Source organism: Enterocloster alcoholdehydrogenati, assembly GCF_013282095.1.
Classification (GTDB): Bacteria; Bacillota; Clostridia; order Lachnospirales; family Lachnospiraceae; genus Enterocloster; species Enterocloster alcoholdehydrogenati.
The window spans coordinates 37,189-50,027 of sequence record NZ_BLTJ01000011.1; the positions used below are offsets into that span (position 1 = coordinate 37,189).

Annotated in this window: 16 protein-coding genes; 15 read left to right on the forward strand and 1 reads right to left on the reverse strand. The window is 52.4% G+C overall.

Annotated elements, in window-relative coordinates:
- Positions 1-130 precede the first annotated feature (130 nt).
- From HW447_RS12860 to cpaB, 5 genes are all read left to right on the forward strand, one after another.
- Positions 131-466: a hypothetical protein gene (locus HW447_RS12860; protein ID WP_243176303.1), complete on the forward strand. Its 336-nt coding sequence runs from the start codon at positions 131-133 to the stop codon at positions 464-466.
- Positions 467-538: 72 nt separating this feature from the next.
- A complete protein-coding gene (locus HW447_RS12865; protein WP_024729873.1) occupies positions 539-1,108 on the forward strand; it encodes a DUF6550 family protein in 570 nt (189 codons plus the stop codon).
- A gap of 80 nt (positions 1,109-1,188) precedes the next feature.
- Positions 1,189-2,886 (forward strand): hypothetical protein, encoded by a 1,698-nt coding sequence (locus tag HW447_RS12870; protein ID WP_024729872.1) that lies wholly within the window; start codon positions 1,189-1,191, stop codon positions 2,884-2,886.
- Complete coding sequence (locus HW447_RS12875; protein WP_009258050.1) at positions 2,858-3,355, forward strand: prepilin peptidase; 498 nt, start codon at positions 2,858-2,860, stop codon at positions 3,353-3,355. The genes HW447_RS12870 and HW447_RS12875 overlap by 29 nt, the downstream gene beginning before the upstream one ends.
- 15 nt (positions 3,356-3,370) lie before the next feature.
- Positions 3,371-4,216: a Flp pilus assembly protein CpaB gene (cpaB, locus tag HW447_RS12880; RefSeq protein WP_024729871.1), complete on the forward strand. Its 846-nt coding sequence runs from the start codon at positions 3,371-3,373 to the stop codon at positions 4,214-4,216.
- A gap of 38 nt (positions 4,217-4,254) precedes the next feature.
- Here the strand turns inward: cpaB and HW447_RS12885 are convergent, their stop codons facing one another.
- A complete protein-coding gene (locus tag HW447_RS12885) occupies positions 4,255-5,682 on the reverse strand; it encodes an ATP-binding protein (protein ID WP_024729870.1) in 1,428 nt (475 codons plus the stop codon).
- 111 nt (positions 5,683-5,793) lie between these two features.
- On the opposite strand from HW447_RS12885, the gene HW447_RS12890 reads away from it, so the two are divergent.
- The 10 genes from HW447_RS12890 (at position 5,794) to HW447_RS12935 (ending at position 12,806) form a co-directional block, all read left to right on the forward strand.
- Complete coding sequence (locus HW447_RS12890; RefSeq protein ID WP_024729869.1) at positions 5,794-6,600, forward strand: hypothetical protein; 807 nt, start codon at positions 5,794-5,796, stop codon at positions 6,598-6,600.
- Positions 6,593-8,023: an ATPase, T2SS/T4P/T4SS family gene (locus HW447_RS12895; RefSeq protein WP_024729868.1), complete on the forward strand. Its 1,431-nt coding sequence runs from the start codon at positions 6,593-6,595 to the stop codon at positions 8,021-8,023. Before HW447_RS12890 ends, HW447_RS12895 begins: the two co-directional genes overlap by 8 nt.
- Positions 7,972-8,904 (forward strand): type II secretion system F family protein, encoded by a 933-nt coding sequence (locus HW447_RS12900; RefSeq protein ID WP_024729867.1) that lies wholly within the window; start codon positions 7,972-7,974, stop codon positions 8,902-8,904. The genes HW447_RS12895 and HW447_RS12900 overlap by 52 nt, the downstream gene beginning before the upstream one ends.
- Positions 8,901-9,779 carry a hypothetical protein gene (locus tag HW447_RS12905; RefSeq protein WP_024729866.1) on the forward strand — a complete coding sequence of 293 codons (879 nt, stop codon included), beginning with the start codon at positions 8,901-8,903 and terminating at the stop codon, positions 9,777-9,779. Before HW447_RS12900 ends, HW447_RS12905 begins: the two co-directional genes overlap by 4 nt.
- A gap of 329 nt (positions 9,780-10,108) precedes the next feature.
- Entirely contained in the window at positions 10,109-10,255 is a 147-nt protein-coding gene (locus tag HW447_RS12910) for a hypothetical protein (RefSeq protein ID WP_169897207.1), read from the forward strand.
- A gap of 64 nt (positions 10,256-10,319) precedes the next feature.
- Entirely contained in the window at positions 10,320-10,541 is a 222-nt protein-coding gene (locus tag HW447_RS12915; protein ID WP_009258044.1) for a DUF6133 family protein, read from the forward strand.
- Positions 10,542-10,627: 86 nt separating this feature from the next.
- Positions 10,628-10,966 carry a hypothetical protein gene (locus HW447_RS12920; RefSeq protein WP_024729865.1) on the forward strand — a complete coding sequence of 113 codons (339 nt, stop codon included), beginning with the start codon at positions 10,628-10,630 and terminating at the stop codon, positions 10,964-10,966.
- Between the two features lie 68 nt (positions 10,967-11,034).
- Entirely contained in the window at positions 11,035-11,451 is a 417-nt protein-coding gene (locus HW447_RS12925; RefSeq protein ID WP_009258042.1) for a zinc-finger-containing protein, read from the forward strand.
- A gap of 15 nt (positions 11,452-11,466) precedes the next feature.
- The gene (locus tag HW447_RS12930; protein ID WP_024729864.1) at positions 11,467-12,042 is read left to right on the forward strand and encodes a sigma-70 family RNA polymerase sigma factor; all 576 of its coding nucleotides are present in this window, start codon (positions 11,467-11,469) and stop codon (positions 12,040-12,042) included.
- Positions 12,043-12,104: 62 nt separating this feature from the next.
- Positions 12,105-12,806 carry a hypothetical protein gene (locus tag HW447_RS12935; RefSeq protein WP_024729863.1) on the forward strand — a complete coding sequence of 234 codons (702 nt, stop codon included), beginning with the start codon at positions 12,105-12,107 and terminating at the stop codon, positions 12,804-12,806.
- Positions 12,807-12,839: the final 33 nt, after the last annotated feature.

Here is a 12,839-nt window from a genome sequence, read left to right on the forward strand (position 1 = left end):
TCGCAACGAGCGGGGGGAGATCACCTTCTTCGCCTGCTTCTTTGTGGTTGGAGTCGTCATGCTCATCTCTTTCCTGCTACTGTATGCCTCGGTGAGAATTACTTGCATCAACATCCGCAACGGGGCTAAAATGGAGCTGAACAATCTGAGCGCCACCATCTACGCAGATACCTACCGCTCCCAACGGGAAACCAATTTTGAAGAGTATTTACGCACCCTCTACTCCAGCCGGGACTACACAGAAATGCTGGAGGCCACAGTTGCCGGCGGCCTTGCCGAAAAGATCCCTCTCTCTACCGATGACTACACAGTTTCCGACATCAGCCTTGAATTCAATGTGGTGGGTGATCGTGTGGAGTACATCTTTTACTGTGATGTTGACTTTTATGTGCGGATGTTTGGACATAGTTATCCTACCATCACCCAGCGGGTAGAGCTGACCGGGTACCACAACACCAAATTTTAGCTGTGCTGTTGAAAATTCAGTCAGAACTACAGTATAGGCTTTATATAACAGCAAAAAAGGAGTGTAGCACACATGAAGAAGTTTTTTCAATCCAAAGGCTTTATCGTTACTTCGCTGACTGTCCTCTGTGTTGCCATCCTGGGCGTCTGCTGGTTCGCCAGCCGGGACTGCACAGAAGATTTCAAGCCGGAAGAATCCCCGCCCAGCAGCACGACCAGCGATTGGTCGGATGGCGGTACACAGACAGATGGTGAGAGCGGAGCCGGAGCCTATACGCCCGGCCAGTCCTCCAGTCCTGAAGAGGAGTACCCCAAGGTGACCTCTGAAACTGAGGATGAAGTCGTGATCGACTTCACGGACACGGAGAAACCGGAAACAACGCCCCCGCCCGCGCCAGAAGGGAAAACCGAGCGGGAAGACCCCGGTGAAGATCATCCGGTCAATCCTGACCCGGAAGTGCCCAAGGTCACCACTCCCCCTGCGGAAAAGGAGCCGGCCAATAACGAGCCGGCCCCCGGAGCCAGCAATGGCAACGGCGCTGTGTATGATCCAGTGTTTGGGTGGGTAGTTCCCGGCGATGTTCAACAGTCTGTTGGTGATAGTGATGGTGACATCAACAAGCAAGTCGGCAATATGGGCTGACCCATCTACAACTGAATATAACCTTGATTGGCCGTCACAGAGCTGTGGCGGCCTTTCTATTTTAAGAAGAACGGAGTGTGATGTATTTGAAGCGACTTCTCGCCCTCCTGTGCAGCCTTGCCCTGGTATTTTGTTTGCTCCCTTCCACTGCGTTTGCAGAGGGCGGTAACGGAAATATTGACGGCGGTGGCGGCAGCATGGGCCAAGGCACATCCTCTAATTTCTGGAATCCTGGAAATGATGGTGTGCGAATTACCGTTGTGGATGCCGATAGCGGTACAGCAATATCTTCCCCCGTAGACTTCTCCAACCGGGTACAAAAAAACAGCGTCCTGCACTTTGGGAAAGTCAACAAGTTACAGTATCTGGGCGGCACCGCACTCTCCCTCCAGTCTGGCGTGGCATACTCCTGCATCAAACCAGCGCAGTCTATGCCCACCATCGTCAGCAGCAAGGGGCAGAGCAATATTGAGGCCATCAAGCGGTATTTTTGTTCGGAATATGCCTGCCAGATGGTTGCCCAGGCGGCCGGTGTGGACTATGAGCGGATGATCGCTGGCGACTATAAGCTGCTGATCGAGCCCATTGCATACTTTACGCATAACGGCCAGTATTACTGTATGACCGCTACAGAGGCGGCGCTGTATGACCAAAAATCCGGCGGGGCGCTTCGGAAAACCATGACTTCCCTCACCCACAAGAATCTGCCTCTGTCGATGTTTTTGGAATTTAGCGATCTCGGCCTGCCCGCATGGACAGGCAGCACCACAAGCAAGCAGAGCAACGCTGACATCATCAGCAGTCTGGGCGTCGGCATCGTCTGGTTTGATGAGCGCCCGCCCGAAGGGGAAATTGAAGCGCCCGATGTAGAATATCGGGTAGACACGGATGTGATCACATCCGTCACTCTGCGGACGGATACGGATTTAACACCGGACAATCCGGCCTCGGTGACCTTCCATATTCTCGGCACCACCTACCGGGTCAATGATATAGTCATCCCGGCGGGCGACAGCCAGGTGGTCTGGGTCAAGTGGCACACGCCCTCCACTCCACAGTCGGTAACCATCACGGTTTCCGTCAGCGGAGCCTATACCGCACAAGATACCTTTGTTGCGGAGATCGTGGACTTGAACGAACATATCCCTCCAGATCCGACAGCAACGGATACCAACCCCAACTACACCGTGCCCTCACTCCCCAATGAGCCGCAGAAGCTCACTGCCAACTGGGGCGTATGGAGCTGCTACTGGGTACCGGTTTGGGTTTGGTGTGACCACGATGACTGGGGGCACTGGGTCGATGAAGGCTATTGGGAATACGAGTACACCGGCTATTCTGCCTCCACCAGCGGTGTGATGTCCCTGATGCCGGATGATATTGTGCCCACGGCCTCCGGGAAGTCAATGAAGAGCGGGTATGGCGTCAAGCAGGATGTGACAGCCACCCTTTCTACCGACGCGCCCACCAGCCATATCACCCATCCGCAGACGGCATTTTCCGTGTTTCCCGAGTTCCAGTACGAAACATACTTACGCCTTCTGCAGCGGGTGTCCAGCGGCCGGAGTGCCAAATTCACTTTCCAGCCCAACGAGTTCTCTACCTATAACCGGGCTGTGCATTTCAGTCCGTTATGGTTCCCGGATTCCACAGATTATACCGTCTTCACCCAAGTCTGGGACACCTGGACCCCTGATGGAATGTTGAGCATCAACCTGAACGACTATGTTTCAATCGATGGGAGCCTTTATGATGATTGGTACACCAACCGCGAGTAGCCTGTGGCCGGCATACCTGCTCACCGTTTTCTCTGTTGTGGCTGGTTTTGCTGTTTACGATATTCTATATAGGCGGGTGCCGGATCGGGCGCTCGCCTTTTTTATGCCCTTCGCCGCTCTGGCTCCGCTGCTCAAGGTCTGCCTTGCCGGGGACGGTGGGCAGCTCTGGCCCACCGTTGCCGAGGCTTTGGCGGGGGCATTGCTTGGCTTTTGCATCCCTCTGGCTGCTGCCATGGCAACGGGTGGAACTGGGCTTGGAGGAGGCGATATTAAATTCTGTGGGATACTTGGGCTGATTTACGGCCCTTCCGGGATGGCTCTGGTTTTCTTTGTGGCCGCAGTCTTTGCCATGCCGATGGTCCTTCTGTTCCGAAGGCTTTCCCGGCTCCGCCAGCCCATCGCCATCCCGTTCTTACCTTTTCTTGCCTGCGGCTGCTCTGTTGCAACGCTGGCTGAACTATTTTTATGACAGGAGAATGTGCTTATGAAACTCAACAACCGATTTATTTTCGGTATTTTGTCCCTGGTATTGGCAGCAGTCATTGCTTTTGTGGCTCTGCCCACCATTGCCCGGCAGACCAACGGGAAAACGGAAATTGTCCGCATCACCCAGCCTGTGCTCAAAGGCGAGCAGGTCACAAAAGAAAACGCCGAGGTTGTGGAGGTCGGCGGCTACAACCTTCCCGCCAATGTGGCTCACAGTCTTGATGATGTGGAGGGCCTGTATGTGACGGCCGATCTGGCTGCGGGCGACTATATTCTCACCAGTAAGGTGAGCAGCGTCCCGATTTCCTCCGATGTGGCGCTCAATGACATCCCCTCTGGTAAGGTTGCTATCTCTCTGACCGTAAAAACACTGGCCTCCGGGCTGTCGGATAAGCTCCAGCCCAATGATATTGTCCGCATCTATCACTTCCTGGAGACTGCGGAAGAAGTACCCGAACTGCGTTTTGTCAAGGTCCTTTCCGTCACGGATTCTGATGGTATCAATGTGGACAATACCAAAGAGCCCACAGAAGATGAAGAGCCGCAGCAGTCTGCTACCATCACAGTGCTGGCAAGCCCAGAGCAGGCCCGCATCATCACTGAGTTGGAGAACGACGGCGTAGCTCATGTGGCCCTGATCTCCCGCAACAATGACCAGCTGGCTGAAGAACTGCTGGCCGAACAGGACAAGACGCTCCAGGAAATTTACTTCCCGGAAACGCTGGTGGATGAAAACGCTGATGCGCAAAGCAGCGAGCCTGCCGCCGAAGGAGACGCCGAAAACACCGAAGGGGGCGAGCCTGAAACCGTCTCCCCTGAAAGCGGCCAGGAGGATAGCAAATAACCAGGGCGGTGAATCGCTTCACCGCCCTGGTTTTACCATCAGGTATTTGTTTGGATGAGTTTGTCCTCGTTGATCAGGAACAGGCTGGGATTCTGTCCGGCCATATCAAGCAGCCGTGGAGTAAAGCCGCTCTTGGAAAACACCCCGTAGAGGAACTGATAGCCTTTGAATGCTGATTGGATTTCTGCGGACACCTGCACTTTGTCCCGCAGGGCAAAGAAAACCGGCGCATCCACTGGCTTGACATGGAACTTGCATTCGCCGGCAAAGACCTGATGATTCTGGTGGTCTACCGCCATTACATCGATTTCGGTATCGCTGTCAAGGTCATTCAGCCAATAGGCCCCTATACGGGATGGCGTAAATGGAATTTCCCTGTTTCTGCACAAGTCCGCAAAAACGGCCCTGCAGACATCCTCATAAGCAAAGGCTACAAACTTTTGTTCAAAATCTTTTTCGATCTCGTCCATGACGAGCCGGGAGTTATCCAATTCCAGTTCTCCCTTATACGGGTAGACATACCGGAACCAGAAGCGCACAAAGTTATCTTGTATGAAGTAAAGCCCTTTGCGGGACTTCTCTGGATTTTTCTCCGTCACAGGCGTGTCCTTGACGATAAAGCCCAAATCGCTGAGGGTAGAGAGATAAGGCGTCAGGCCGGAAGTCTCGATCCCCATAGCGCCGGCGATTTTACCCAGCTTATGATTGCCCTCCGCTATCACTCGGATAATGGAAAAATAGTTTACGGCTGAGGTCACTTCATCTTTCAGCAGGAAGTTGGGCTCCTCATATAAAAAGCCGTTTTTCGAGAGGATAACAGATTCCACTTGCTGCAGCAAATCGTCCCGCTCATTAAAGAACTCCAGATACTTGGGTACGCCGCCTGTGATTGAGTATTGCTTCACCGCATCTTCAAACGAAAGGCTCTGTGCCGCATACACATCCGGGAATGGCAGCGGAGCAAGGCGGATCTGCGCGGTCCGGCGCCCATACAGCGGGCTGTCATATGAGAGGGCATACTTTTGCATCATTCCGATCAGTGAGCCACAGAGGATCAACATCACATTACTGTCCTTGAGGATCTCGTCCCATGCGTTTTGGAGAATGGAGGGGAACGCCGGATTCGATTTGACCAGATACGGGAACTCATCGATCACGAGCACCTTTTTCTCCTCCGGACGGTATTCCGAAATCACACGGAACAAATCCAGCCAATCGGAAAATGCGACTCTCTGCAGCATAGGATTTTTCGTGATCCGTGCGGCAACACTGGCAAGCCGCTTCATGCTCTGGGATTCTACTTCCTCTGTTGCGAGAAAGTAAAAAGCGAGCTTGTCTTTGATGAACTCTTTGATAAGCGTCGTTTTTCCCACGCGCCGTCTGCCATAGATAACAACAAAGCCGCCGTCTGTTTGATACGCGGTTTCAAGGGATTCCAACTCCCTGCGTCTGCCGATAAATTTCATATTGCTACCTCCTTTATCATAATTTATTTTATGATAATTTCATTTATATTATACAACTGACAATGAAAAAGTCAAGGGGTATCCCACCTCTTTTGAAAGGAGCCTTCGACTATGGGAAAAGTTATTACCGTCTGGGGCAGCCCAGGGAGCGGAAAAAGTATGTTTTCCTGCATTCTGGCAAAAGCCCTGACCCGCGACAAGCGGAAAGCGATCATCATCAATGCGGAAATCAGTGTCCCCATGCTCCCTGTCTGGCTGCCGGAGCAGATCATTCAGACCAATGCCTCCGTAGGGCAGGTACTGAGCAGCGTGGAAATCGATACCTCTTTGGTGGCAGGGCATGTTACCGTGCTCAAAAGTTATCCCTTCATTGGCGTGATGGGCTATGCTGCCGGTGAAAATCCGTTGAGTTACCCGGAAGTCAAGTACGCCATGGTACTCCAGCTGGTCAATGCCGCCGCAAGGCTTGTGGATTTCGTCATTCTGGACTGTAGCTCCAATATGACGAATGTGTTCACGCCTGCCGCCATTGAGTCAGGGGATCTGGTCATTCGCATCCTGACGCCTGACCTCAAAGGTGTTAATTACTTAAAGGCCCACCAACCCCTGTTGGGAGACGGACGCTTCCATTACGATCAGCATATGACCTTTGCCGGTATGGCCCGCCCCTTCCATGCGCTGGATGAGATGGGCCATATCATCGGCGGCTGGGACGGTCTTCTGCCTTATGGCAAGGAGATTGACCGTTGCGCCACCGAAGGAGGGATGTTCCAGGCCATCAAATACTGCAACCCCAAATACACAGCTTCACTCAACAAGGTTTTGGATGCGCTGGAACAGATGGAACTGGCTGACGATGCCGCAGAGGATGATGTAAGCGAAACCGAGCATTTTGAGGAGGAAACTGCCGATGAATAATCTCAATGACATTTTCTTCGCACCTTCGGCAAATCAGGAACTTACCTACGAACAGATTCTGGAAGATGTACAGCGGTACTTTGCGGAAAACCACGCCGCCACGATTGCAGAGGCCGGCGATGGAAATACCGACCGCGCCTCCTCCCTTTTGAAAGAACTGATGGTGCAGTACATCGTCAAGCGAAAATACGCCATCGAGGGGCTGACCACGGAGGAGCTGTGCGAGAAGCTCTATGAGGACATGGCCGGGTACTCCTTCCTGAAAAAGTGGATCTACAAGCCTGGTATTGAGGAGGTCAACATCAATGCTTACAACGACATTGAGGTAATTGAAGCCGGCGGACGCAGCGTTAAGATCCCGGACAAGTTTTCCTCCCCACAGCACGCCATTGATGTGGTCCGGCGTATGCTCAACGCCTGCGGCATGGTCATAGATGATACCATGCCCAGCGTGATCGGTTTTCTGGATAAGAATGTGCGTATCTCTGTGGATAAGACACCGATTGTTGACCCGGAGGTGGGGATCAACGCCTCCATCCGTATCGTGAATCAGCAAACGGTTTCCGCACAGAAGCTGCTGGACTCCGGCAGCGCAACCGCGGAAATGCTCCATTTTCTGACCGCCTGCATCCGCTATGGCGTATCCGTCTGCATTGCCGGGGCCACCGGCTCCGGCAAAACTACCATCATGGCATGGCTGTTGTCCCAGGTCCCTGACAACCGCCGCCTCATCACGATTGAGGAAGGCAGCCGCGAATTTGATCTGGTCAAGCGGGACGAAAATGGAAACATTCTGAATTCCGTAGTCCATCTGCTCACCCGGCCCAGTGAAAATCCATCCTTGAACATCAACCAGGACTTCCTGCTGGAGCGGGTCCTTCGCAAGCACCCGGATGTGATCGGCGTCGGTGAAATGCGGTCTGCGGCAGAAAGCCTGTCCGCTGCTGAAAGCTCCCGTACCGGCCATACCGTCTGCACCACAATCCACTCTAACAGTTGCGCCTCCACTTACCGGCGCATGATGACGCTGGCAAAGCGAAAGTATATGATGGGCGATGATGTTTTGATGCAGATCATGGTCGAAGCCTATCCAATCATCGTGTTCACAAAGCAGTTGGAAGACCGGAGCCGTAAAATCATGGAGATCATCGAAGGAGAAGGCTGCGAGGGGGAACGGCTGATTTACCGCACCCTCTACTCTTACAATGTGCTGGACAATACTGTTGATGCAGATGGACGGCCTCTTGTGGTCGGCCGCCACAAAAAAGTTTCCGAGATGTCCAGCTCATTGCAGAAGCGTCTCCTGGACAATGGGATTTCCCATAAGGAGCTGGATGAATTTCTTGAGCACGACAAGGAGGTGTTGAACGGATGCCGTGGGTTTACATCATATGCTTCGCCCTCATCGCCGCTGGACTCCTAACGCTGTTTGGTGTGCGGCCGGGCGATTTCATTGATGCGCTTTTCCGGTCACAGCGCAAGTCGGCCACTCTGACCGATGAACTGAATGTTCTGATGGGCACTCCGGCCAAAGGCTTCTTTAATCAGGACTTTGAATTGAAGCAGATTCTCAAAGGCACCGGGCGGGCTGACCGGTATGAAGCAGTCAAACGGCTGTCTCTGATCCTATTCGCGGTGGGCGGTGCCCTGGCGCTGCTGATTGGCAATGTGTACATGGTCCCGATTTTAGGGATCGGATTTTCACTCGCTCCTATTTGGTATCTGCGCAGCACCGCAGCCAGTTATAAAAAGCATTTGAATGAAGAACTGGAAACGGCCATCTCCATCATCACCACTTCCTACCTGCGCACGGAGGACCTGATCCGGGCAGTCAAGGAAAACCTGCCCTACATCAATGAGCCGGTGAAGGCCAATTTTGAGGCATTTGTCTATGAGGCAGAGTTGATCAACGCAAATACTACGAGTGCCATCAATTCGCTCAAAATGAAGATTCCAAACCGTGTTTTCCATGAGTGGGCTAACATCCTCATTCAGTGCCAGTCTGACCGGGCCATGAAAAATACGCTGCCTACCATCGCCCAGAAGTTTTCTGATGTTCGTGTGGTGCAGTCGGAGCTGGAGGCTATGATGCAGGGGCCGCGCCGGGAGGCGATCACGATGATGTTCCTTGTGATCGCCAATGTACCGCTGCTTTATTTCCTGAATGAAGATTGGTTTCACACGCTGCTCTTCACCACGCCGGGCAAAATCGCTTTGGCAATCTGCGCAGCCATTATCCTGTTTGCCCTGACCCAGATCATGAAACTGAGCAGGCCCATTGAATATGGAGGTGACAGCGCATGACGCTTTTAGCTCTCACAGCAGTGATTTGTTTCGGCTTTGCCGTCTATAACCTGACTTGTGCCTTTGCGGACATTCCCACCAAGCGCACCTCCCGTATGATGCTTCTGGCCCGCAAGCAGCAGGGCGTAAAGGCCGAGAAACTGCTGGATGTCTATATCACCAAAATCGCCGGCCTGATCGCTCCGTACCTGAAGTTGGACAAGCTCAAGCGGAATAAACTGCAGCGGGCGCTGGACATTGCCGCCATGGAGCTGACACCGGAAGTCTACACCGCCCGGGCCTGGGTCACAGCCGGGGCAGTCGGCCTCAGTTCTCTGCTGATGGCGTTTCTGATACCGCTTATGGTGCCTGTTCTGATTGGTCTGGCCGTGGCGCTGTGGTTTTCAACCTACTACAAGGTTTTTGACTTTGTGAAAAAGCGGCGCAAGCTCATTGAGAATGAGATCCCGCGCTTTGCCCTTACCATCGGGCAGAATTTGGAAAACGACCGGGATGTGCTGAAGATCCTTACTTCCTACCGCCGGGTGGCGGGAAAAGACTTCGGCGCGGAGCTGGACCAGACGATTGCCGACATGAAGACCGGAAACTATGAAAACGCCCTCATCCATTTTGAAACCCGCATCGGCAGCCCCATGCTGTCTGATGTAATCCGGGGACTGATCGGTGTTCTTCGCGGCGATGACCAGCGGATGTACTTCAAGATGATCTGTTTTGATATGCGACAGATTGAGCAGAACAATCTGAAAAAGGAAGCTGCCAAGCGTCCCAAGAAAATCCAGCGTTACTCCATGATGATGCTCATCTGTATCATGATCATCTATCTGGTGGTCCTCTGTACCGAGGTTATGGGCTCCTTGGGCGCTTTCTTTGGATAATCGGACTGCGAATGGAACGGCCCCACATCTGAATGTGAGGGCCGTTTCCTATAAGAGCTCTATGGTTTTCTCTGCAAGATACAGCGGAAGATTCGTGATAAATGATGATGCACATTCGAGGTGTCCACATTTTTCTTTGTTTTGCAATTCATTTTTTCACATTTTTCTGAATGTATGAAGCAGAAAAAACACATTTTTCTACCTCTTGCAGTGTAAAGGAGGTAAGTGCTTGTTCTATAGCGGATTTTTGTAGCGGTAGTCAGCTGCCGTCATTTATTTCTGGGCCAGCCTGTCATATACAGGCCGGCCCTTATTTTAAGGAGACTTTTATGCCTAAGAAAAAATTTTCCCCGTCTGGTGGCGCACGGGAAGAAAAGCGCCGTTTCCGATGGCTTCTGTATCAAAAGCCGAAAGCCTATCCCAGCCGGCCCATTTCCAATAAAAAGGACATGCTCAAACCGATTCGTCGTTCTTGAGCGGTGAGCAGTCTTTTTATAAAACCATCAACATCAAAACAATAAAATTTCAGGAGGTCTTACCATGAGAAACTTTACCACCCGTATCCAGAACAAGGCGAATGCACTGGCCCTTCGTGCCCGTATGGCGCTTTCCAACCAGCGCGGTGATTTTTACATTTCGGACGCTGTTAAGATCATCATCGCCGTAGTGCTGGGCGCCCTTCTTCTGGCGGCCCTGACCCTCATTTTCAACGACACGGTGATTCCGCGTATCACCAGCGAGATCGAGGGCCTGTTTGGCTAAAATCACCGGCGGGGATCGGTCTGTGGGTTTCCACGGCCGGTCCCCGCTTTTTTAGTTTTTGAAAAAACGAATAACGGAGGTAGAGGATGAAATCATCCTGCAAAATTTATTCTTTCCTGCGGGCTGTTCGCGGCAACTGGCGCAACGCTATCTTTGTAAGCTGCGATTGCGGCCACTGCATGTGCGGCCGGACAACGCCCTGTTCCGGTTTTCTTCTGGCTGTGGATGAGTGCGGACAGGTTATGCTGCTTTCTGCCGAGGACATCCAAAGACTATCCGGAGAAACTGTAGATTCGTCTGAGTGCATTGCCATTTTGTCCCGGCGCGCCTTTGACGCCGCCTTTTCCAAGTACATCGAATGGCACACACCGGAGCCTTCCGCCTGTGCGCTCAGACAACTTTCTCTGGACCCGGGCTGCAATTAACACTGTTTTTTCACACTGAAAGACGCCTTTGCGCCGTCATCTATACGCATTTGGAGGTGATGATTTTTATGACGAAGCAAAAACATATCCAATGCCCTTATTGCCATGCTAACGCCTCTCTTCGCCCCGCCAGCACAGTCTATGGCTGTAACCGCCGTTCCCAGGGCAAATATATCTATCTCTGTGATCGCTGGCCGGCTTGTGATGCCTATGTGAGTGCCCATGACCGGACACACCGGCCTATGGGGACTCTGGCAAATGGGGATCTCCGGCACAAACGAATCCTGGCTCACCGGGCGCTGGAGCATCTGCAGCAGAGCCGGCACATGGAAAAATGGGAGGTCTACATCTGGCTCCAGGCCAAACTGGGACTAAATGACCAGCAGGCACATATTGGCATGTTTTCTGACGGGATGTGCGATGAGGTAATTCGCCTCTGTTACAAAGCCGCTGCTCCTTTGGGCAATCTGCATTCGGCCGCTTAAAGGGGGGGTGAAACGATGACCAGTTTAACAGAACAGCAGCAGGAACTTGTTGCCCGGAATCTTTCTATTGTACATTGGGTCATTTGTGACTACATCCATGTTAATCCGACTATTTGCGGTATGGAATATGGAGACCTGTTCCAAGAGGGGTGCCTTTGGCTCTGTAAAGCCGCGTCTACTTATAAGAATGACGGACGGGCCCAGTTTTCTACCTACGCCAAAACGGTCGTTAAAAACGGGCTTCTGTCCTATTGCCGGGCGATCTGCAACAGGAAGAAAAAATTCAGCAGGCTTATTATTGGAGAACATGGAGAACTGGCGGCAGACGGAGAGGCCCTGGAGTCCCGGCCCGACACCTTTAACACCCAAGTATCTCTGATAGAAACTCTGTCATTGCTGGATGCCTGTAAAAAAGATTACGATGGTGTAACCCGGCTTGGCATTGAGGCGCTTGCCCTCAAACTTCAAGGAATGCGGGTCACAGACATCGCGGAGCTTTATCAGGTGCCGCCCTCCCATGTGGGGGCATGGATCTCGCGTTCCACCGCAAAACTGCGCAGAGACTCCAAGTTCCTGAAAAGCCTGCTCTGAATTTGTTGAAAACCGCGGCCTTTCCGCAGTAAAGGATATATAAAAGAAGGAGGTACTGATGAATGGAACAGAAAACCCTATATACTGCAATCGGCCGTCTGGACCGGGAAACGAATGGCTGTGGCCGGTCCTGCCCGGTCATCCGCCTGAGCGGGCAAACTTACATGGTGGATATGCAGGAAATGGTCGTTTGGACCGCCCTAAACTGGCGAATTTCTAAACGAGAGGATATTTCCCTCCAGTGTGACAAGCTGGTGTCCTCTCTGGGAGATTGTATTTCCCGCTCTTGGGATGCCTGCGTAAATCGGCTGCTCACCCGAGGTCTGCTGGTATCTGGCTGCGGTGAAACGGAATACGATGCTCTGTATGATTTGTTGAGTTCTCTCGGCATTATTCCAGCCAGCGGATCAATGCTGATGAGGAGCATCTCATTTGTCAAACTGGTGGCAGGCCGCCGAGTCCCTATTCAACAGGCGCTAAAATTATTCCAAAAAGACCGGCGTACCGACTATGAGACCCGTGTTATGAGGCTGGCCCAGCAAGCTCTGCTGTCCACCGCCGAGATCATCAAGTGTGTAGAGCAGGATGTTGCCTATCTTCCCAATGAGCAGTTCTTGATGGAGGCCGTGTACGGCGACGACGAAACCACCTGCTATAATATCGCCGGCATAATGAAAAACAGCCGGAGCAGTCAGGCAGTAACGCTGGCCGTTGCCAACCTCTACCTGCGCCAGCAAATCATTTTTGAGAGGATTACCACATGAAGAATCAATGGAACCAATTCCCGTTCGTGCTGC

What these genes read in the sequence shown, in the direction of transcription:
- HW447_RS12935 (WP_024729863.1), top strand. Translation starts at nt 12,105, where the DNA reads ATGGAACAGAAAACCCTATATACTGCAATCGGCCGTCTGGACCGGGAA.
- HW447_RS12905 (WP_024729866.1), top strand. Translation starts at nt 8,901, where the DNA reads ATGACGCTTTTAGCTCTCACAGCAGTGATTTGTTTCGGCTTTGCCGTC.
- HW447_RS12920 (WP_024729865.1), top strand. Translation starts at nt 10,628, where the DNA reads ATGAAATCATCCTGCAAAATTTATTCTTTCCTGCGGGCTGTTCGCGGC.
- HW447_RS12910 (WP_169897207.1), top strand. Translation starts at nt 10,109, where the DNA reads ATGCCTAAGAAAAAATTTTCCCCGTCTGGTGGCGCACGGGAAGAAAAG.
- HW447_RS12885 (WP_024729870.1), bottom strand. Translation starts at nt 5,682, where the DNA reads ATGAAATTTATCGGCAGACGCAGGGAGTTGGAATCCCTTGAAACCGCG.
- HW447_RS12890 (WP_024729869.1), top strand. Translation starts at nt 5,794, where the DNA reads ATGGGAAAAGTTATTACCGTCTGGGGCAGCCCAGGGAGCGGAAAAAGT.
- HW447_RS12925 (WP_009258042.1), top strand. Translation starts at nt 11,035, where the DNA reads ATGACGAAGCAAAAACATATCCAATGCCCTTATTGCCATGCTAACGCC.
- HW447_RS12875 (WP_009258050.1), top strand. Translation starts at nt 2,858, where the DNA reads ATGATGATTGGTACACCAACCGCGAGTAGCCTGTGGCCGGCATACCTG.
- HW447_RS12900 (WP_024729867.1), top strand. Translation starts at nt 7,972, where the DNA reads ATGCCGTGGGTTTACATCATATGCTTCGCCCTCATCGCCGCTGGACTC.
- HW447_RS12895 (WP_024729868.1), top strand. Translation starts at nt 6,593, where the DNA reads ATGAATAATCTCAATGACATTTTCTTCGCACCTTCGGCAAATCAGGAA.
- HW447_RS12860 (WP_243176303.1), top strand. Translation starts at nt 131, where the DNA reads ATGGAGCTGAACAATCTGAGCGCCACCATCTACGCAGATACCTACCGC.
- cpaB (WP_024729871.1), top strand. Translation starts at nt 3,371, where the DNA reads ATGAAACTCAACAACCGATTTATTTTCGGTATTTTGTCCCTGGTATTG.
- HW447_RS12915 (WP_009258044.1), top strand. Translation starts at nt 10,320, where the DNA reads ATGAGAAACTTTACCACCCGTATCCAGAACAAGGCGAATGCACTGGCC.
- HW447_RS12865 (WP_024729873.1), top strand. Translation starts at nt 539, where the DNA reads ATGAAGAAGTTTTTTCAATCCAAAGGCTTTATCGTTACTTCGCTGACT.
- HW447_RS12930 (WP_024729864.1), top strand. Translation starts at nt 11,467, where the DNA reads ATGACCAGTTTAACAGAACAGCAGCAGGAACTTGTTGCCCGGAATCTT.
- HW447_RS12870 (WP_024729872.1), top strand. Translation starts at nt 1,189, where the DNA reads ATGTATTTGAAGCGACTTCTCGCCCTCCTGTGCAGCCTTGCCCTGGTA.